18 protein-coding genes are annotated in these 16876 nt (G+C 57.5%); 7 read left to right on the forward strand and 11 right to left on the reverse strand.

Annotated features, from left to right (window positions below):
- Positions 1 to 11 precede the first annotated feature (11 nt).
- From VGC33_RS01545 to VGC33_RS01565, 5 genes are read right to left on the reverse strand one after another with little or no spacing between them, the layout of a single operon-like run.
- On the reverse strand, positions 12 to 833 hold the full coding sequence (locus VGC33_RS01545) for an amino acid ABC transporter ATP-binding protein (protein ID WP_331118324.1): 822 nt from the start codon (positions 831 to 833) through the stop codon (positions 12 to 14).
- Positions 820 to 1641 (reverse strand): amino acid ABC transporter permease, encoded by an 822-nt coding sequence (locus VGC33_RS01550; RefSeq protein WP_331118326.1) that lies wholly within the window; start codon positions 1639 to 1641, stop codon positions 820 to 822. Before VGC33_RS01550 ends, VGC33_RS01545 begins: the two co-directional genes overlap by 14 nt.
- A complete protein-coding gene (locus VGC33_RS01555; RefSeq protein WP_331118328.1) occupies positions 1631 to 2368 on the reverse strand; it encodes an amino acid ABC transporter permease in 738 nt (245 codons plus the stop codon). The genes VGC33_RS01550 and VGC33_RS01555 overlap by 11 nt, the downstream gene beginning before the upstream one ends.
- A 43-nt stretch (positions 2369 to 2411) precedes the next feature.
- Positions 2412 to 3257 carry a transporter substrate-binding domain-containing protein gene (locus tag VGC33_RS01560; RefSeq protein WP_331118330.1) on the reverse strand — a complete coding sequence of 282 codons (846 nt, stop codon included), beginning with the start codon at positions 3255 to 3257 and terminating at the stop codon, positions 2412 to 2414.
- Complete coding sequence (locus tag VGC33_RS01565) at positions 3254 to 3925, reverse strand: DUF1847 domain-containing protein (RefSeq protein ID WP_331118332.1); 672 nt, start codon at positions 3923 to 3925, stop codon at positions 3254 to 3256. The genes VGC33_RS01560 and VGC33_RS01565 overlap by 4 nt, the downstream gene beginning before the upstream one ends.
- Positions 3926 to 4226: 301 nt before the next feature.
- Between VGC33_RS01565 and VGC33_RS01570 the strand changes: the two genes are divergently transcribed.
- From VGC33_RS01570 to VGC33_RS01595, 6 genes are all read left to right on the forward strand, one after another.
- Positions 4227 to 4775, forward strand: coding sequence for a peroxiredoxin-like family protein (locus tag VGC33_RS01570; RefSeq protein ID WP_331118334.1), 549 nt, complete (start codon positions 4227 to 4229; stop codon positions 4773 to 4775).
- A gap of 43 nt (positions 4776 to 4818) precedes the next feature.
- The gene (locus tag VGC33_RS01575) at positions 4819 to 5571 is read left to right on the forward strand and encodes an amino acid ABC transporter ATP-binding protein (protein WP_331118336.1); all 753 of its coding nucleotides are present in this window, start codon (positions 4819 to 4821) and stop codon (positions 5569 to 5571) included.
- A gap of 49 nt (positions 5572 to 5620) precedes the next feature.
- Positions 5621 to 6460, forward strand: coding sequence for a transporter substrate-binding domain-containing protein (locus VGC33_RS01580; RefSeq protein WP_331118338.1), 840 nt, complete (start codon positions 5621 to 5623; stop codon positions 6458 to 6460).
- An 86-nt stretch (positions 6461 to 6546) separates the two neighbouring features.
- Positions 6547 to 7230 (forward strand): ABC transporter permease subunit, encoded by a 684-nt coding sequence (locus tag VGC33_RS01585; protein WP_331118340.1) that lies wholly within the window; start codon positions 6547 to 6549, stop codon positions 7228 to 7230.
- A gap of 55 nt (positions 7231 to 7285) precedes the next feature.
- Entirely contained in the window at positions 7286 to 8005 is a 720-nt protein-coding gene (locus VGC33_RS01590; RefSeq protein ID WP_331118342.1) for an amino acid ABC transporter permease, read from the forward strand.
- A 119-nt stretch (positions 8006 to 8124) separates the two neighbouring features.
- Positions 8125 to 9306 (forward strand): mandelate racemase/muconate lactonizing enzyme family protein, encoded by a 1182-nt coding sequence (locus tag VGC33_RS01595; protein WP_331118344.1) that lies wholly within the window; start codon positions 8125 to 8127, stop codon positions 9304 to 9306.
- A 45-nt stretch (positions 9307 to 9351) separates the two neighbouring features.
- Here the strand turns inward: VGC33_RS01595 and metC are convergent, their stop codons facing one another.
- From metC to VGC33_RS01620, 5 genes are read right to left on the reverse strand one after another with little or no spacing between them, the layout of a single operon-like run.
- Positions 9352 to 10569: a cystathionine beta-lyase gene (metC, locus tag VGC33_RS01600; protein WP_331118346.1), complete on the reverse strand. Its 1218-nt coding sequence runs from the start codon at positions 10567 to 10569 to the stop codon at positions 9352 to 9354.
- Entirely contained in the window at positions 10566 to 11183 is a 618-nt protein-coding gene (locus VGC33_RS01605; RefSeq protein WP_331118348.1) for a cysteine dioxygenase family protein, read from the reverse strand. Before VGC33_RS01605 ends, metC begins: the two co-directional genes overlap by 4 nt.
- Positions 11184 to 11242: 59 nt before the next feature.
- Positions 11243 to 12742 carry a tripartite tricarboxylate transporter permease gene (locus VGC33_RS01610; RefSeq protein ID WP_331118350.1) on the reverse strand — a complete coding sequence of 500 codons (1500 nt, stop codon included), beginning with the start codon at positions 12740 to 12742 and terminating at the stop codon, positions 11243 to 11245.
- 9 nt (positions 12743 to 12751) lie between these two features.
- On the reverse strand, positions 12752 to 13261 hold the full coding sequence (locus tag VGC33_RS01615) for a tripartite tricarboxylate transporter TctB family protein (protein WP_331118352.1): 510 nt from the start codon (positions 13259 to 13261) through the stop codon (positions 12752 to 12754).
- Between the two features lie 42 nt (positions 13262 to 13303).
- Complete coding sequence (locus tag VGC33_RS01620) at positions 13304 to 14272, reverse strand: tripartite tricarboxylate transporter substrate binding protein (protein WP_331118354.1); 969 nt, start codon at positions 14270 to 14272, stop codon at positions 13304 to 13306.
- Positions 14273 to 14480: 208 nt separating this feature from the next.
- Between VGC33_RS01620 and VGC33_RS01625 the strand changes: the two genes are divergently transcribed.
- Positions 14481 to 15641, forward strand: a complete 1161-nt coding sequence (locus VGC33_RS01625) for a cobalamin-independent methionine synthase II family protein (protein ID WP_331118357.1) — start codon at positions 14481 to 14483, stop codon at positions 15639 to 15641.
- A gap of 201 nt (positions 15642 to 15842) precedes the next feature.
- On the opposite strand, the gene VGC33_RS01630 is transcribed toward VGC33_RS01625, so the two are convergent.
- Complete coding sequence (locus VGC33_RS01630) at positions 15843 to 16850, reverse strand: ABC transporter permease (protein WP_331118359.1); 1008 nt, start codon at positions 16848 to 16850, stop codon at positions 15843 to 15845.
- Positions 16851 to 16876 lie beyond the last annotated feature (26 nt).

The following is a 16876-nucleotide window of genomic DNA, read 5'->3' on the forward strand; positions in this document are numbered from 1 at the left end:
GTTAACCCGGCTTATCGCGTCCAGGCGCCGCCCGCCGCGACCGGTGTCCCCCCCTGGGCGCGGCGCAGGAAAACACGGGTGCGCTCATGGCGCGGCTGCCTGAAAATACGCTGCGGATCGCCGTATTCAACTATGCGCCCCGCTTCGGTAAAGTACAGCACATCGCTTATCTCCTCGGCGAAGCGCATCTCATGCGTCACCAACACGCAGGTAATGCCGTCGCGCACCAGGTCGCGAATGACATTTAAAACCTCTCCCACCATTTCCGGGTCCAGGGCGGAGGTGACTTCGTCAAACAGAATCAGCTCGGGCCGCATGGCCAGGGCGCGGGCGATAGCGACGCGCTGTTGCTGTCCTCCGGACAGTTCGCCGGGATAGGCTCCTCCCTTATGCTCCATATGGACCTTGCGCAGCAATTCACCGGCGCGCGCCGTGGCCTCCTGGCGCGACAGGCCCAGTACTTTTATCGGCGAAATCACCAGGTTCTCCAGCACGCTTAAATGTGGGAACAGATTGTATTGCTGGAAGACAAATCCCACGCGCTTACGCAGTTCGACAAACTCTTTCTCCGTCTTCAGGGCGTGGACCGGGATGCCGCAGACCTGTATTTCGCCTTGCTGCGGCCGCAGCAGCCCGGTAATGCTGCGTAAAATGGTCGATTTGCCGGAACCGGAAGGACCGATAATGGCCACGGACTGTCCTTGCCGAACGGAAACGTCGATGCCCTTGAGCACCTCATTGTCATTAAATGAAAGATGCACGTTGCTCAGCTGTATCAACGGCCGATCGGACGGGGCACGGGCTGCGGGACAAATCATATCAGAGTCGGTCATGCTGTTTTTCCAGTAGCCGCGTCATACGGGCGATCGGGTAGCAATAGATAAAAAAGAAGAATAACAACGCGAAATACACCAGCACGGTGAAGTCGGTGCGCGCCACCGTATTGCTGGCGATAGTGGCCATGTCGACGATGTCATGCACACCCACCAGCGAGGCCAGCGACGTGCTCATGGTAATACCGGCGTACAGGTTCATCCACGGGGGCAGCATGCGCCGCACGCACTGCGGCAATATCACGTAACGCAAGATCTGGCGGCGGCGGAACGCCAGCGACTGCGCCGCCTCCCATTGCGCGCTGGGAATGGACTGTATGGCGCCGCGAAATATTTCAGCGATAATGGCGCTGGCGGACAGCCCAAGCCCGATAACGACCTTGAGCCAGTCCGGGAAGGGCAGGTAAAAATGGAACAGGGCAAATTCAAACGGAAAAACATAGGTGGTGAAATAGATAAGCACCAGCACCGGCGCATTGCGGAACACCTGTACATAGCCGCGCACCAGAAGACGCAGCAGCCGGGACGGCGACAGCGATAACGCGCCGAAGACCAGGCCGACAAGCGTGCCCAGCAGCATGGCCGCCACGCTGATTTCAATATTGGTCAGCAGACCGCTGAGCATTGCCGGCAGCCAGTGCCATAACAGGCCGACCGGCAGCGGCGCGCTACCGGTGGCCAGCCACATCATATTGACGGCCGCCACCAGCAGGAAGATAACAAACCAGGGGTCGGAATACAGGGCCGAGGCTATATTCCGCCCGCGCGTGTTAGCGGTGAACAGCCTGACGGAAATATCATTGGCCATAACCGGGCATCCTCAAATGATTTTCCAGCCAGCGTCCCGCGACGCTGACCAGCCAGGTGAGCAGGCCGAAATAGAGCAGGATCAGCAGCAACAGTTCCAGCACGTTGTCGCGCTGGGACCAAATCATAATGGACTCGTACGTGATGTCCCCAACCGCAATCGCCGAGGCAATGGCGGTCATTTTCACCAAATCCACCAGATTATTCACCAGCGACGGCAGCGCGAAACGCACGGCCAGCGGCAACTGTACGCACCAAAAGGTTTGCCGGCCGGTAAACGCCAGGGAGCGCGAGGCTTCCAGCATTACCGGCGGCACGGCGCCAATGCCCGCGCGCAGGGCCTCCGCATGGAACACCGCCTTGTGCAGGGCAACAACCAGCACCACCCACATCAATGGCGTTATGGGGCTGGTCCCGCCGGTGATTTTTTGACTGATCAGCATATTAAGGACCAGAAACGCGCAGTAGAGCTGTATCAACGCCGGGGTATTACGCATTAATTCCACCAACGCGCCGAGCGGGGCGACTATCCAGCGGGACTTGCGGGTCAGGGCCGCGGTGATGAGCACGCCGATCAGCAGGCTAAGCGGAATGGTCAACAGGCAGAGTTTGAGCGATACCCAAAGGCCGGCGGCAAACGCCTGCCGGTCGACGGGGTCCAGCATAAAAGAATAGTTCAGGCCCAATGGCCTGAGGGAGGCCACCAGCCAGGCCAGTACCGCCATCATGCGCCACCCCTTCCAGCGCCGCGCCACGCTGTTGAATCCCGGCTCACGCGCCCTGATACTTCTGATGTAATTGCTGCAACAGCGGTTGGGGCGGTGCAATGCCCAGCCGTTTTTCCGTGGCGATAAGCCACCCGGTCCGGTGCCAGGATTGAATCACGCGATCGACGGCGGCGGTGGTGTCCGTCTCGCCTTTACGCGCCCACACCACCGAATCGGCGGGCAGGATTTCATCGGCGATCGGCGCGTGGTAGTCCGCCCATTCCCCGCCTTTACGCGCCAGGGGCTGTAGCAGCGTCGAGTCGTGAACGGCCGCCACGCACTGCCCGCCCTTCAACGCCAGCAGCGAATCAGCGGAACTCTTGAAGCCCTTGGTAATGGCGCCGTACTCCGTGGCCAGCGGCTTGGCGAAGCTGCTGCCCTGGGACACGCACACGGGTTTACCGCGCAGATCCTCCCATTTGGCGATGCCGCTGTTTTTCAGCGTCAGGGCGGTGCCGCCTACCCGATAAAACGGCGTGGGAGCATAACCCATGCTTTGCGCCCGCTCCGGGTTAAGGTCCATGGAGGCGATAAGCAGATCGACCTTGCCGGCCAGCAAGAACTGTGTGCGCGTGGCGGTTTGCACCGGCACCAATTCGGCTTCCACCCCCAAATCCTGCGCCAGTTTGCGCGCCAGCTCGGGATTCCAGCCAATTAGCCGCTGGGTTTGCGGATCCACCGAGCCAAAATCGCCGCCGTTGACCAGTACGCCGATCGCCACTTTGCCGCGCGATGTGATTTTATCAAGCGTGGAGTCGGCTTTGGCGGTAACCGGCAATAAAGCCACCAGCGCCATAGCCGCCGCCAATTTTAGCCACCTGTTGGCCGGGTGGGTTATTTCCTCGGTCATAATTTTGCATCTTCCTTATTTAAAGTCACGCCGTCCAGCAGACGCTTATAATACGAATGCCCGGTATTGAGCGCGCCGATCGGGTTATGGGCCAGGACCCGGTCCTTCACAATCAGGTAGGTGACCGGCGCTTCGGAGTTCTTGATAAATAATGAGTCATGTCCGACACACAGGCCGCTGATGACATTCAGGTCCGTTTTTTCCTGATTGCATAACTTAGCCTGCATAACCGGGTTGCACATGGCCTCATAATTGCCTGGTTTGATTTTATCCCGCTCAGCGATGCCCACGTCGCACTTGTCTTGCGCCCCCACTTTGCACAATACGCCGAACACGTCCAGGCCATTGGCGCGTAATATACTGGCAAAAATGCGGTTTTCCCTGATAAGCCCGGCGCAGGATGCCAGTCCGATTTTTTGCGCGCCGATTTTTTTGGCAAATACGATAATTTCCTCCACCCGGGTTAATTGGCCGTAATACTGGCCTTCAACCTGGGCGGACGCTTGCATAATCTTGGCGACCAGCGGATCGTCGTGATACAACGCCAGGCTTTCTTGCAAAATGGCTTCGTTTTCCGCTGAGGTGGTCAAACATTTTCTGGGAAATTCTTTATCCCGGGTCTGGCAGTTAAGAAAATTACATTCGGTACAGGTAAATTTATTGGCCATGACGGTTTTCCGCCTCCCCCTAAAAACACCTTATTAAATATAAGGTATTCGCCGGTAAAACCAACCAACCATTCCGTATATCGATATGATAATAGTGAGAATCGATCGACAAAACAGTTTGTATCCGTTTTCAACTAAAAATTAACATTGCGCTAATTTTATTAACCATAAATTAGCTATGGAGAAAATGACATTTCAATATTTAAAATTGTTCTTTGACTCTTTTTAGTCTCCATGAAAAGGTGATGTTCCAATAATGACCCTTGACCGTGTTAACGGGAATATCAGCTAAGGAGAACATGTGGCACAGATAAGCATTGGCGAGAAAGCGCATAATTTCCAATATGCCTCTCCCTGGGAGGGTAAAAAGGATTTTTTTACCCAGACCGTGAATCATCGGTCTCTGCTGTTATTTCTGCGTTATTTGGGCTGCACCACCTGCCAGCTGGAAATACATAATCTTATTCAGGATGACCAGAAATTCAAGCAGGCAGGCGTTGACGTGTATGTGGTTTTGCAAAGCAGCGCCGCGACTATTACCGGCGAGGTAAAACAGGGAGATATCCCCTTTGAGCTGGTGCTGGATCCGGACCAGGTATTATACCAAACCTACGGTATCGGCTCGCGCGATCCCGACAAAGCCAGGACCCCGGAGCATCAGGCCAAGGTACAGGCCGCCAAGGCGTTGGGATTGACCCATGGTAAATATGAAGGCAATGAGCTACAGCTGCCGGCAACCTTTATTATCGGGCCGGATCATATCGTCGAATATGCCTATTACGGTAAAGAAGGATCCGATGTCCCCGCGCATGATGTGCTGTTGAAAAAAATTGGGGATGTATCAGTGTAAAGGTCGGCACTGGAGGTTTATTTTATGGGGCACAATAAGCGTTATGATGCAGGTAAATAATATCACCAAGCATTTTGGCAAACAAAAAGTTATCGACAATATCAGCTTCTCGTTAAAAAAAGGGGAGGTGGTGGTGATACTTGGCCCCAGCGGATCGGGAAAAACGACGCTGCTGCGCTGCCTGAATTTTTTAGAGCACGCGGACACAGGAAATATGCGCATCGGCGATGCCGAGGTCACTATCGGCGCATCAGGCAAAAAAGACATCCTGCGGTTCCGCCGTAAAATCGCCATGGTCTTTCAGTCCTATAACTTATTTAATAATAAAACCGCCTTGCAAAATGTCATTGAAGGCCCGCTTATTGTGCAAAAACGCGCCCGGGAAGAATGCATCGCACAGGGGAAAAATCTGCTCGACAGCGTGGGTCTATCAACCAAATACCACAGTTTTCCGTCCCAGCTTTCCGGCGGCCAGCAGCAGCGGGTCGGTATCGCCAGGGCAATGGCGTTAAATCCCGATGTTATTTTATTTGATGAACCGACCAGCGCGCTGGACCCTGAACTGGTCGGCGAAGTGTTATTCGTTATGGCCAGGCTGGCGAAACAGGGCGTCACCATGATTGTGGTCACCCATGAAATGCAATTCGCCCGGGAGATAGCCACCCGCATCCTGGTCATGGATCACGGCCACATTATAGAAGAGGGGCCACCGGCGGACATTTTTAATGCGCCGAAAGAGGAGCGCACCAAAAAACTGCTCAAGCGCACCGCCCCGTTGCTTACCTATGAGATCTGACGCCGGCGTTGCCGCCGGCCATAATTTAATGACAGCCAGGGTTGAATAAATGAAGAATCCAATAAAAAAAATGGCGCCTGCCGCGCTATGCGCCATGGTGCTTTCCGCGGTGCTGGCCAATATAGCCGCCGCCGCTCCCCGGGAAGTTATCGTCGGCGCCCGTAATGGTTTCCAGGGCGTGGCCTATGTCGATGAAAACGGCAACTACACCGGCCTGGAGGCGGAAGTGTTGAAGCAGGTTTTCAAGGCGTTGCCGCAGTATAAATTCGACATCCGCTATCTGGAGCAACGCTCGCTGTTCCCCAGTCTGCTGACCAATAAGGTCGATATGGTGCAGGGCAATCTGCGGCGCAATGAAGTGCGCGAAAAAAACGCCATCCGCACCCGGGTTGCCCATAACTGGACGCCTTACGTCATTACCGTGCCCGACGCCAATACCCAGATTCATTCTTTGGCGGATTTAGAAGGCAAACGCATCGCCCAGAATAAAAACTCCGGTCAGGCGGGCATTATGGAACAGTATATCAAATCCCATAATGCCAATATCGAGATTGTCTATAGCCCGGAGATGCTGACGTTGCTTGCCGACGGACAGGTTGACGCCGTTATTTCGCCGGTATTCAATGTGCCGCAGTTTAATGCGGCACATAAAAATTATAAATTAAAATACGTCGGCGAACCGGTGGGCGGGGAGGCGGGTACGCCGGATAATGACCCCAACGCCTATTTTTGGTTCAGGCCAGATGATAAGCAATTACGCGATGATGTCAGCGCGGTCATTGCGAAACTGCGGGCGGACGGTACGCTGAGCCGGCTGTCACGGCAGTTTTTGAGCGAGGATTATCCGGCCAGGATTGACCAGAAGGCGGAAGAAAACCTGACGCAATAATCGGCTGAAATTTAGCATGTCCGCTATGGATTTTATATTGCAACGGCCACATCGGTCTCTCACAAGCGGCTAAAAGAGTCATTATTATGGGACAGTTATTTGAACTTCATTATGTGTTTGCCGCTTTTCCTCGGCTGCTCCCTTTTATCCCCGAAACGCTCTTTTTGCTGTTCATCTGTATTGTGGCCAGTTTGCTGCTGGGCACCCTATTCGCCTTACTGCAGCTTTTTCCGTTACCGCTGCTGTCCAGGCTGGTGGCGGTAATAGTGTCCTTTGTGCTTGGCATGCCATTGCTCACCTTGCTGTTTCTGTTTTATTTTGGTTTGCCGGAAATATTTTTGCCGCTCGGTATCGATTTCACCCGCACCAATGGCATTTATTTTGTGGTCCTGGCGTTTGGTTTGCATTACGCGGTCATGGTGTCAGAGTCTATTCGCGGCGCGGTAAATAGCGTGGGCAAAGGCCAGTTTGAAGCGGCTTTTTCCATTGGCCTGACCGCCATAGCGGCGTTATGGCGCATCATTATGCCCCAGGCCATGCGGGTGCTGTTGCCTAATTTGGCGAACATTTATTTGCGCGCCATCAAAAGTACTTCAATTGCTTTTTCCGTGGGCGTGGTGGATTTGATGAGCCAGGCGCAGGTTATCGGCCAATCCACCGGACACAATTTCGAAAGCTATTTGGCGGTAACGGTTATCTATTACCTGTTTTATCTTATCCTCAGCGCATTTTTTAAATTGATGGAAAAGTGGTCGTTAGGGCTGAGTTAACCACGGCGCTATTGATTATTTGCAAAATGCTTTCTGGATAACCTGGGGTGGTGTGATGCGTTTTGATCTGGATTTTATGCTATTGGTGATTAAAGAAGTTATCTACAAGCTGCCGGTCAATATCATGCTGGCGACCAACGCTTTTGCGCTGGGATTGTTTCTGGCGGTGGTGATTACGGTTATCAGGTTTTATCGATTGCGTTTTGTCATCAAAATAATCGATTTTTATATATCGCTGGCGCGGGGTATCCCGCTATATCTGCAAATCGTATTGTTTTTTTTCGGCCTGCCGATCGTGTTGAAAACCCTGGCCGACGCGCTGGGCATGGAGTTCAGCATCCGGCATTTTTCACCGGCGGCGTCGGTCGTGGCCGCGCTGACCTTTAACGTCACCGCTTCGCTGTCGGAATCGCTGCGTGGCGGGGTTGCCGGCATCAGGCGCGGGGAAATCGAGGCCGGCCATTCCATCGGCATGACCCTATGGCAAATTTTGCACCGGGTGGTGGTTCCCCAGTCCGCCGTGCTCTGCCTGCCCAATTTCTGCGTGTTGTTTATCGGCCTGGTCCACAGCACCACCCTGGCGTTTGGGGCGACGATTATTGAAATGAACGGCCAGGCGAGCCTGTTGGCCGATGACAATGGCCGCTATTTTGAGGCTTTTCTCGCGGCCGGGATATTTTTTTGGGCCATTACCCTGGTTATCCAGAAGATATTTAAATTATTGGAAAATCATTTTATTGCCAAGACAAAACTGAATCATGCCGACGCGCAGTAAATATCCGTAAGGCTCATAGCGAACGCTTTCGCGGGAAAGTTTTTAACAATATTCGATACCATAAACCCCCGCCTGTTATCCGGCGGATGAATAGTATTATGCCATTAGAGGTCCCAATGATGAAAATTACACAAGTTGAAGTATTGCATATCCATGAAATTGCCACCGATGGCCACAAGGGGCAGCGTCCCGTGCTGGTACGCATCGATACCGACGCGGGTATTTACGGGTTAGGGGAGGTGGGCCTGGCATACGGTTCCGCCGGCAGGGCGGCTTTTGGTATTATCCAGGATTTAGCCCGGCATATTATCGGAAAAGACCCGTTTAATATCGAAGGCATTTGGGAAACATTATTTAAAGAAACTTTCTGGGGGCAGGGCGGGGGCGCGGTTATTTTTGGCGGCATCAGCGGTATTGATATCGCCCTCTGGGATATCAAGGGCAAAGCTCTGGGTGTGCCGGTATATCAATTGTTGGGCGGCAAAACCCGCGATAAAATCAGGAGTTATGCCTCGCAAATACAGTTGGGATGGTCCTCAAAGCGTGTGCCGGCGGCGCACCCGGAAGAATATGCCGCCAACGCCAGAACCGCGCTGAACGCCGGGTTTGATGCGGTAAAAGTGGACGTTATCATGTTCGATAAGCTTGGTAAAAGCGTCGGCAGGCTCGAAGGCCCGCTGCCCCAGGCCACCCTGCGCCTGGCGCGGGACAGGGTAAAGGCGATCCGGGAAGAGGTCGGCCCCGACGTGGATATCATTATTGAAAATCACGCCCGCACCGATATCACCAGCAGCATTCAGCTGGCGAAGGCCATCGAGGAATTTGCCATATTTTATTATGAGGAAATCAATACGCCGCTAAATCCTAAACTGCATAAACTGGCCAAAGAAAAAATCAATATACCCATCGCCTCAGGGGAGCGCATTTATTCCCGTTGGGGATTCCTGCCTTTTCTTACCGACCGCTCGCTGGATGTGGTCCAACCTGATTTGGGCACCAGCGGCGGATTGAGCGAAGTTAAGAAAATCAGCGAACTGGCGCATATTTACGAAAGCACGGTGCAAGTCCATATCGCGGGTTCGGGGGTTATCGCCGCCGCGGCGCTGCATTTGGAAGCGGCAATCCCCAATTTTATCATTCATGAACATCATCAGAAAACCTTGATTCCCGGTTACATCGAATTATGCGAGCACAATTATCAACCGGTTAGCGGGCATTTCGCCGTGCCTGAACTGCCCGGTATCGGCCAGGAATTAACCAAAACCGCGTATCAAAAAGCGGACCGGATCACGATAAAATAAGCGCCACGCCGGGTGCAACGTCAGCGATCCCGGGCGCTGGGACCGTTATTCCCCCGCGCCCGCCGCGCTATCAAACGCGCGATCGATATCCCGCGTTAAATCCTGCGGATTTTCCAACCCGATATGCAGGCGTATCAGCGCCGTGTCGCCTTGCCAATCGCCATGCTTGCTTAGCAGCGCCGGATCGGCGATGGTCGCCAGGCTTTCGTAGCCGCCCCAGGAGGCGCCGATGGCAAACAGCGACAGCGCGTCCACGAACGCCGCGGCAAACCCCGGCGCCTTTCGGCGCACGGTAAAAGACACCAGCCCGCTGGCGCCGGTAAAATCACGTTGCCATAACGCATGGCCCGGATCCGACGGCAGCGCCGGATAAAACACCCGCGCGACCTCGGCATGACCCGCCAGATGCCGGGCCACCTCGGTGGCATTGATCTGGTGGCGCGGCATGCGTACCGCCAGGGTGCGGATACCGCGCAGCGTGAGATACGCATCGTCCGCGCCCACGGTCAATCCCAGCGCATCGTAGGCGGCGCCAATCCGCGCCGCCAGTTCGGGACCGTCGACCACCACGACCCCCTGCATGACGTCCGAATGTCCCGCCAGATATTTGGTGGCCGCCTGGAGCGAAATATTAGCGCCCAGCGCCAGTGGTTTGAAAAAATAGCCGCCGCTCCAGGTATTATCCGCGGCCACCAGGATCCCGCGCCGGCGGGCCAGCGCGACTATCGCCGGGAAATCCAGCACCTCATACAATAACGAGCCGGGGGATTCCAGGTAAATTAGCCGCGTGTTCGGCCGGACAAGCGCCGCCAGATCGTCCCCGGACGGTGAAAAATACTGCAACTGTATGCCATAACGCGACAGCAGCGCCCGGTCGATACGATGTATCGGCGAATAAACGCTGTCCGCCACCAGGATATGGTCGCCCGGTGACGCCAGCGCGATAAACACCAGGGAAATCGCCGACAGGCCGGAAGGCGTGAGGAATGCGCGATGGCCTCCCTCAAGGGTCGAGACCGCCGACTCCAGCGCCTGATGGGTATCCATGCCGTGGCGGCCATAGCTGGCGACGCGTTCACCCGCGCTGTGTCGTTGATGATAGTCGGCCATGGTGGCGACCGAGGCGAAACGCACGGTGCTGGCGCGCACCACCGGGATATTGACCGGCCCGGCGCCGGCGGGGTCGGGTGCGGGCGCGCCGCTATGGATCAACAGGGTTTCCGCCCGCAGGGGGGGCTGCGGGGGCTGCGGTTTTCCGCTCATGCCTTGCTCCTGTCGGGCGTCATCTGGGTGGCGTTGTAAGGGGTGACGGCGCCGGTGACCGGATCGAACGCCACCCGTCGCACCAGCGTTTCCAACGGACGCCCGTATAAATGCAAATGCCGGGTCGTGCGCTTGCCGGTGACATGGATGCTATGGATATCCTCCGGCAGGAAGGCGATGGGCGTGCCCGGCTCAACCACCACTTCCCGCAGCAGGCGCAATTCGGCGTGATCCGGCCTGCCATGATCGTCATGGCGCTCATAGATGCGGTTCAGTTCCTGTCCTTCGACGGCGGCAATGGCGGCCCAGGTGGTATGGTTATGCGGCACCGAGTTTTTATCCGCCAGCAGCACGTTCAGATAGAGCGCGATGTCGTCATCGCCGTCGTGCGCGTTAAGACGGTAGCGCGCGGAGGCTTCGCCGTCGGCCGTCGGCGGCGGAAAATCGCGCGCGCTGAATAAGCTTTCATCCGCGGCCAGTCGCGCCAGACGCTGGGTCACCTGCTCCAGCAACGGACGGGATAATGGCTGTCCGTCCAAAATGGCGCGGATCTCCCGCAGCGTATCTTCTACCGCTTGCCGACGGCGTGAGGCCGATATATCCAGGGTAGTCATGACTCTTCTCCCATAAGTGAGTAAACGATGTGGTGCTTAAGCGACGGTAGAAACCCTCTTTATTCCCGGAACGCCTCCCGCCGGGTGCGGCGTATCGCCGGCAGCGCCACCAGCAGGACCAGTCCGGCCGCCGCAGCCAGCAGGGACGCCGACAGCGGGCGGGTGACGAACGTGCTTAAGTCGCCGTGGGACAACAGCAGGGCGCGCCGGAAATATTCCTCCAGCAGCGGCCCAAGGACGAACCCCATCAACAGCGGCGCGGGTTCGCAGTCCAGTTTCAACAAAACGTATCCCAGCAGGCCGAAACCGACCGCCTGCAGTACGTCGAACACCGCGTTTTGCACCGAATACACGCCGATGCAGCAAAACACCAGGATCGCCGGATACAGAAAGCGGTAGGGGATGCGCAGCAGGCCGGCCCACAGGCCCACCAGCGGCAGGTTCAGGATCACCAGCATCAGATTGCCAATCCACATCGAGGCCAGCAGTCCCCAGAACAGGGCGGGATTATTGGTCATGACCTGCGGCCCCGGCTGGATATCATGGATCATCATCGCGCCCACCATCAGCGCCATCACGGCGTTGGAAGGAATGCCGAGCGTCAGCAGGGGAATAAACGAGGTCTGCGCCGCCGCGTTGTTGGCGGCTTCAGGCCCGGCCACGCCCTCAATGGCGCCGTGGCCGAACTCGGCGCTGAATTTGCTGATTTTTTTCTCCAGCGCATAGGCCGAGAACGAGGCAAGCGTCGCGCCGCCGCCGGGTAATATCCCCAGGATCGAGCCAAGCAGCGTGCCGCGATAAATAGCCGGCCGCATGCGTTTAAAGTCGGTTTTATCCGGCCAAAGCGTGGAGATTCTGCTGACGTCGACCCCGTTGCCGTCGTTGTCCTCCAGATTGCGGATGATTTGCGCAAAACCGAAGATGCCCATCGCCAGCGCGACAAAGCTCAGCCCGTCGGACAGTTCGGCAATGCCCAGGGTAAAGCGCTGGGCGCCGGAATTGATATCGGTGCCCACCAGGCCCAGCAGCAGTCCCAGGACAATCATGGACAGCGCTTTCAGCAGTGAGCCCGACGACAGCACCACCGCGCCGATAAGCCCGAGAAACATCAGCGAGAAATACTCGGCCGGGCCGAAGCGAAAGGCGACTTCGGTCAAGGGTATGGCAAAGGCCGCCAGAACCAGCGTGGCGACGCTGCCGGCAAAAAACGACCCGATGGCGGAGGTGGCCAGCGCCACGCCGGCCCGTCCCTGCCGCGCCATTTGATGCCCGTCGAGGGTGGTGACAACCGACGCGGACTCGCCGGGGATATTCAACAGGATGGCGGTGGTGGATCCGCCGTATTGCGCGCCATAATAAATACCGGCCAGCATAATCAGCGCCGCCTCCGGCGGCAGGGCGTAGGTCGCCGGCAATAGCATGGCGATAGCCGCCACCGGCCCCAGGCCGGGCAACACGCCGATCAGGGTGCCGAGCGTACAGCCGATAAAGCAGTACAGCAGGTTTTCCCAGGACAGCGCGGTACTGAAACCCAGCATCAGATGCGTTAATAACGCCATAACCAAACCCTAGTGGCTAATAAACGCGGGCCAGACCGGGATTAATTGATCCAGTCCCCAGATAAACAACGTCACATTCAGCATGACCAGTACGGCCGTATTGGCAAGCGCGCCCCTGAGGGTGAACTGGCTGCTGGCCCTACTGGCAATCAGCACCAGCAGTGATACCGAAATCACCAGCCCCGCCGGCTCGAGCAATAGCGCGAATACCGTGGCGGCGCCCAGTACCCACAGCACTTTCCCCGCCCGCCACGGCGGCGCGGGGGCCGCCATGCGGCGGGCGGATAAAGAGAAAAGGATGACCAGCAGACCGAATGCCGCCAATAAGATCCCAAGGCAAAGCGGGAAAAACCCCGCGCCCATCCGGGAGGCGGTGCCCATCGGGTATTGCCCCGCCAGGACGCTGAAACCGCCGCCCGTCAGGAAAAAAAAACAGCCGGACCAGAAATTCCGCCGATGGCGTATGGCCGGCAGGCCGCCGCGGCGCACCGCGTCGATTGTAAGGGAAGTGATATTCACTATGGTTCCGCCTGTAAGAGCCGCCGCCCGCGGCAGCCGCTATCATTGAATACTGATGCCCGCGTCGTGGACGATTTTGCCGTAACGCGTCGCGTCAGCGGCCAGTGTCTCGGCCAACTCTTGCGGCGTGCCGGCCTTTACGCCGTAACCCAGGTTCTCCAGTTCGCGCTTCACCCCGGGTGAACGCAGCACCTCGGCGAAGTCGCGGTTCAGCCGGTCGACGACGGCGGGGGGCGTGCCGGCCGGCGCCAGGTACCCCTGCCAGCTTTCAACGCTATAACCCGGCTGGCCCGATTCGGCCATGGTCGGCACCTCGGGCAACGCCGGCGACCGGTATGTCGTGGTCACCGCCAGCGCTTTTAACCGCCCGCTTTTAACATATTCGGTTACCGCCGCCAGGGTAATCAGCGTGGCGTTGGTATGGCCGGCGATAACATCCACCGCCGCCGGTCCGCCGCCGGGATAGGGGATATAGGTCACCTTGCCGCCGGTGCGCTGATTGAGAATTTCATGGGCAATCTGGGCAATGCCGCCGTTGGTGGGCAGCCCCAGGCTGATGGCGCCGGGTTTTTCCCGGGTTTCGGCCACATACTGCGCAAACGTAGCGATGCCGAGATTGGGATTGACCACCAGGATTTGCGGATTGACCACCGCTTTGATGACAGGCGTAAAGGCGGCGGAATCATAGGGCAATTTCTTGAACAACAGCGCGTTAAGCGTCAGCGCTTCGCCGGTTTGCAGCAGGGTATAACCGTCGGCGGGCGCCTTCGCCACCTTGGCGCTGCCGATGGTGCCGCTGGCGCCGGGGACGTTTTCCACAATGACCGCTTGGCCCCATTTCTCACTGAGCTTTTCCGCCAGCACGCGCGTAAGTTTATCGGCGCTGCCGCCGGCGGCCACCGGTACAATGATTTTGACCGGCTTTTGCGGAAATCCGGCGCGGTCCTCGGCGTTGGCCACCCCAAGCGTTGCAATCAGCAGACCCAAAGCCAGGGTTTTGTACGGTAACATGGGACGTATCTCCGGTAATAAAAGCCTGTTTGAATTATCTTACCGGCGAAAGGGACGTTAATTAACTGATTAAACCGGCTATGGTTAGCAACTATTGGTCTAGACGCGGGAAACGCCGACCCACCCGCGCCAACCGGCGCTTCCCAAACGCCGGAGGCCATAGTAAGCTTATTTCTCACATAATATTAACATGAGCTGAAAGGTAATAATGTCCATACTGCAAGGCACTGAACGTATTTTAACCACCCATGTCGGCAGTCTCCCGCGCCCGGTAAAATTGCTGGATCTGATGAAGTCGAATATCGACGGCGCGGATAATCAGGTGGAGCTGGAAAGCTGTATCAAAGACGCGGTGATCGAGTCGGTTCAGCAGCAGGTCGATGACGGTATCGATATTGTCACCGACGGAGAACAATCCAAGGTCGGCTTTTTTGCCTATGTCCGTGACCGCCTGAGCGGTTTTTCTCCTCGTCCGGGGCAGCGCTATACCGCTTTCGACGCGGAGGTCGAGGCGTTCCCCGACTATTACAAACACTACTTCGGCGAGGCGATGCTCGGCGGCAACCTGGTGCCTTTCGTGCCGGTGGCCTGCACCGGCACGATTGCCTATCACGGCACCGCGCAATTACAGCGCGATCTGGCCAATCTGACGCAGGCGCTGGATAAAGCCGACGCCCACGCGGCGTTTATCCCGTCGGTGGCGCCGACCGGCGTGGGCAGCAACGAGTTTTACCCCAGCGAAGGCGAGTACCTGGCCGCGGTCGCCGAGGCGCTGCGCGTTGAGTACAAAGCGGTGATTGACGCCGGGTTCAGCCTGCAAATCGACGATCCCTTCCTGCCCGATTTGTTTGCCGATCGCGCCCTGGACAATAGTGCTATCCACCGCAAGGCGGGTGAATATGTCGAGATCCTCAATCATGCGCTGCGGGGGCTGCCGCAGGAAAAAATCCGTTATCACACCTGCTACAGTATCAACGAAGGCCCGCGCATTCACGATGTGCCTTTCGTCGAGTTTGTGCGCTATATGCTCAATATCAACGCGGCGGATTATTCCTTCGAGGCGGGCAATGTCCGCCATGAGCATGAATACCACCTCTGGGAAGAGATAAAGCTGCCGGCGGGTAAGCGATTGATACCGGGCGTGATCTGCCATGCCAGCAACACCGTGGAGCATCCGGAGCTGATTGCCGAACGCCTGGTCCGCTTTGCCGAGCGCGTGGGACGGGAAAACGTCATCGCCGGGGCCGACTGCGGCTTTTCATCGCAGGCGACCTATAGGACGGAAGTGCATCCCACCGTGGTGCGCGAAAAATTCCGCGCCATGCGCGCGGGCGCCGACCTCGCCAGCCAACGGCTGTGGAAAAAATAAGCAGGCGCCGTCTCAAGGCCGGATAGGGTACGGTGGGCACCATGGCACACCGACCCGGCCCTGAGGCCGCCAAGGTGATGTGGTCTAGCAATAATGCGTCCTATTGCGGCGGCGGCATCAATGCCGCCGCCCGGCGATGACCCTTTACGCCGCCACCGCACGCGTAGGCTACCCCGGCGTTCCTGCATGTCTTTGCCCCCTTTACCATTTCACCTGATCGCGCTGCCAGGCCAGCGTGCGATCGCGAACATAAAACAGCAATGTGATCAGCGAGGAAAACAGCAGCGCCATCACAATCAGCGCGGCGTACATATTGGCGTAGGCGGCCCAGCCCTGCGCCCATTGCAGATACCAGCCCAGCCCTGATTTCACCCCCATCATCTCCGCCGCCACCAGCACCGAAAACGAGGCGCCCAGCCCCATGAACAGGCCGACGAAAACGTGCGGCAGCGACGCCGGCACCGCCACCCGCAGAATCAAAAACAGCGTATTGGCGCCAAGCGTGCGCGCGACGTCATAGTAGCGGGTGTCGACGCTGGCCACCCCGGACCAGGTCAGCACCGTCACCGGGAACCAGGTGGCGAGCGCGATAAGGAAAATCGCGGCGGAAAAGCTCGACGGAAAAAAGTACAGCGACAGCGGCAGCAGCGCGGTCGACGGCACCGGGCCGAGGAAGCGCAGGATCGGATGGACCCAGTACCCCAGCCCGCGCGACCAGCCGATGGCGACGCCGGTCACGAAACCGCTCAGGCTGCCGAAGAAAAAACCCAGCGCCAGCAAGCGCATCGAGTGCACAACGCTATCGCCCAGCCGCTGCCAATCGGTGGCATAGGCCTCGACAAGCCCGCGCGGCGGGGCAAAAAACGGCACCGGCAGCAGGCCCAGTTTGGCGGTAGTGACTTCCCAGACCGCGATATACGCCGCCAGCGCAATCAGCCAACGGCCGGCCCATAGCAGCGGCTGCAGCAGCCAGGGCAACGAGCACAGGCGCCCGGCCGCCGCCGCCAGCGTCAGCAGCGCCGCCAGGGCGATAAACAGCTGATGGGTTTCAGTGACGAATCGCGGCGGCGCGAAGCCCTGGGGCTTGTCGGGCCACCACGCCATCAGCGCCGCCAGCGCCCACCAGGCGATTACCGCGACGATAAGCGGCGGCGACAACCGCAGGCGCGTGGTTTTATCTGCGTACAGATGCACAGCTTCACTGGACATGCTTTCTCCTGATAACTCGCCGCAGC

Origin of the sequence: Acerihabitans sp., from assembly GCF_036398755.1 — a bacterium.
Classification (GTDB): Bacteria; Pseudomonadota; Gammaproteobacteria; order Enterobacterales; family Enterobacteriaceae; genus Acerihabitans.

Coding starts and splice junctions, on each gene's coding strand:
- VGC33_RS01545 (WP_331118324.1), bottom strand. CDS start 833: ATGACCGACTCTGATATGATTTGTCCCGCAGCCCGTGCCCCGTCCGAT.
- VGC33_RS01550 (WP_331118326.1), bottom strand. CDS start 1,641: ATGGCCAATGATATTTCCGTCAGGCTGTTCACCGCTAACACGCGCGGG.
- VGC33_RS01555 (WP_331118328.1), bottom strand. CDS start 2,368: ATGATGGCGGTACTGGCCTGGCTGGTGGCCTCCCTCAGGCCATTGGGC.
- VGC33_RS01560 (WP_331118330.1), bottom strand. CDS start 3,257: ATGACCGAGGAAATAACCCACCCGGCCAACAGGTGGCTAAAATTGGCG.
- VGC33_RS01565 (WP_331118332.1), bottom strand. CDS start 3,925: ATGGCCAATAAATTTACCTGTACCGAATGTAATTTTCTTAACTGCCAG.
- VGC33_RS01575 (WP_331118336.1), top strand. CDS start 4,819: ATGATGCAGGTAAATAATATCACCAAGCATTTTGGCAAACAAAAAGTT.
- VGC33_RS01580 (WP_331118338.1), top strand. CDS start 5,621: ATGAAGAATCCAATAAAAAAAATGGCGCCTGCCGCGCTATGCGCCATG.
- VGC33_RS01585 (WP_331118340.1), top strand. CDS start 6,547: ATGGGACAGTTATTTGAACTTCATTATGTGTTTGCCGCTTTTCCTCGG.
- VGC33_RS01590 (WP_331118342.1), top strand. CDS start 7,286: ATGCGTTTTGATCTGGATTTTATGCTATTGGTGATTAAAGAAGTTATC.
- VGC33_RS01595 (WP_331118344.1), top strand. CDS start 8,125: ATGAAAATTACACAAGTTGAAGTATTGCATATCCATGAAATTGCCACC.
- metC (WP_331118346.1), bottom strand. CDS start 10,569: ATGAGCGGAAAACCGCAGCCCCCGCAGCCCCCCCTGCGGGCGGAAACC.
- VGC33_RS01605 (WP_331118348.1), bottom strand. CDS start 11,183: ATGACTACCCTGGATATATCGGCCTCACGCCGTCGGCAAGCGGTAGAA.
- VGC33_RS01610 (WP_331118350.1), bottom strand. CDS start 12,742: ATGGCGTTATTAACGCATCTGATGCTGGGTTTCAGTACCGCGCTGTCC.
- VGC33_RS01620 (WP_331118354.1), bottom strand. CDS start 14,272: ATGTTACCGTACAAAACCCTGGCTTTGGGTCTGCTGATTGCAACGCTT.
- VGC33_RS01625 (WP_331118357.1), top strand. CDS start 14,481: ATGTCCATACTGCAAGGCACTGAACGTATTTTAACCACCCATGTCGGC.
- VGC33_RS01630 (WP_331118359.1), bottom strand. CDS start 16,850: ATGTCCAGTGAAGCTGTGCATCTGTACGCAGATAAAACCACGCGCCTG.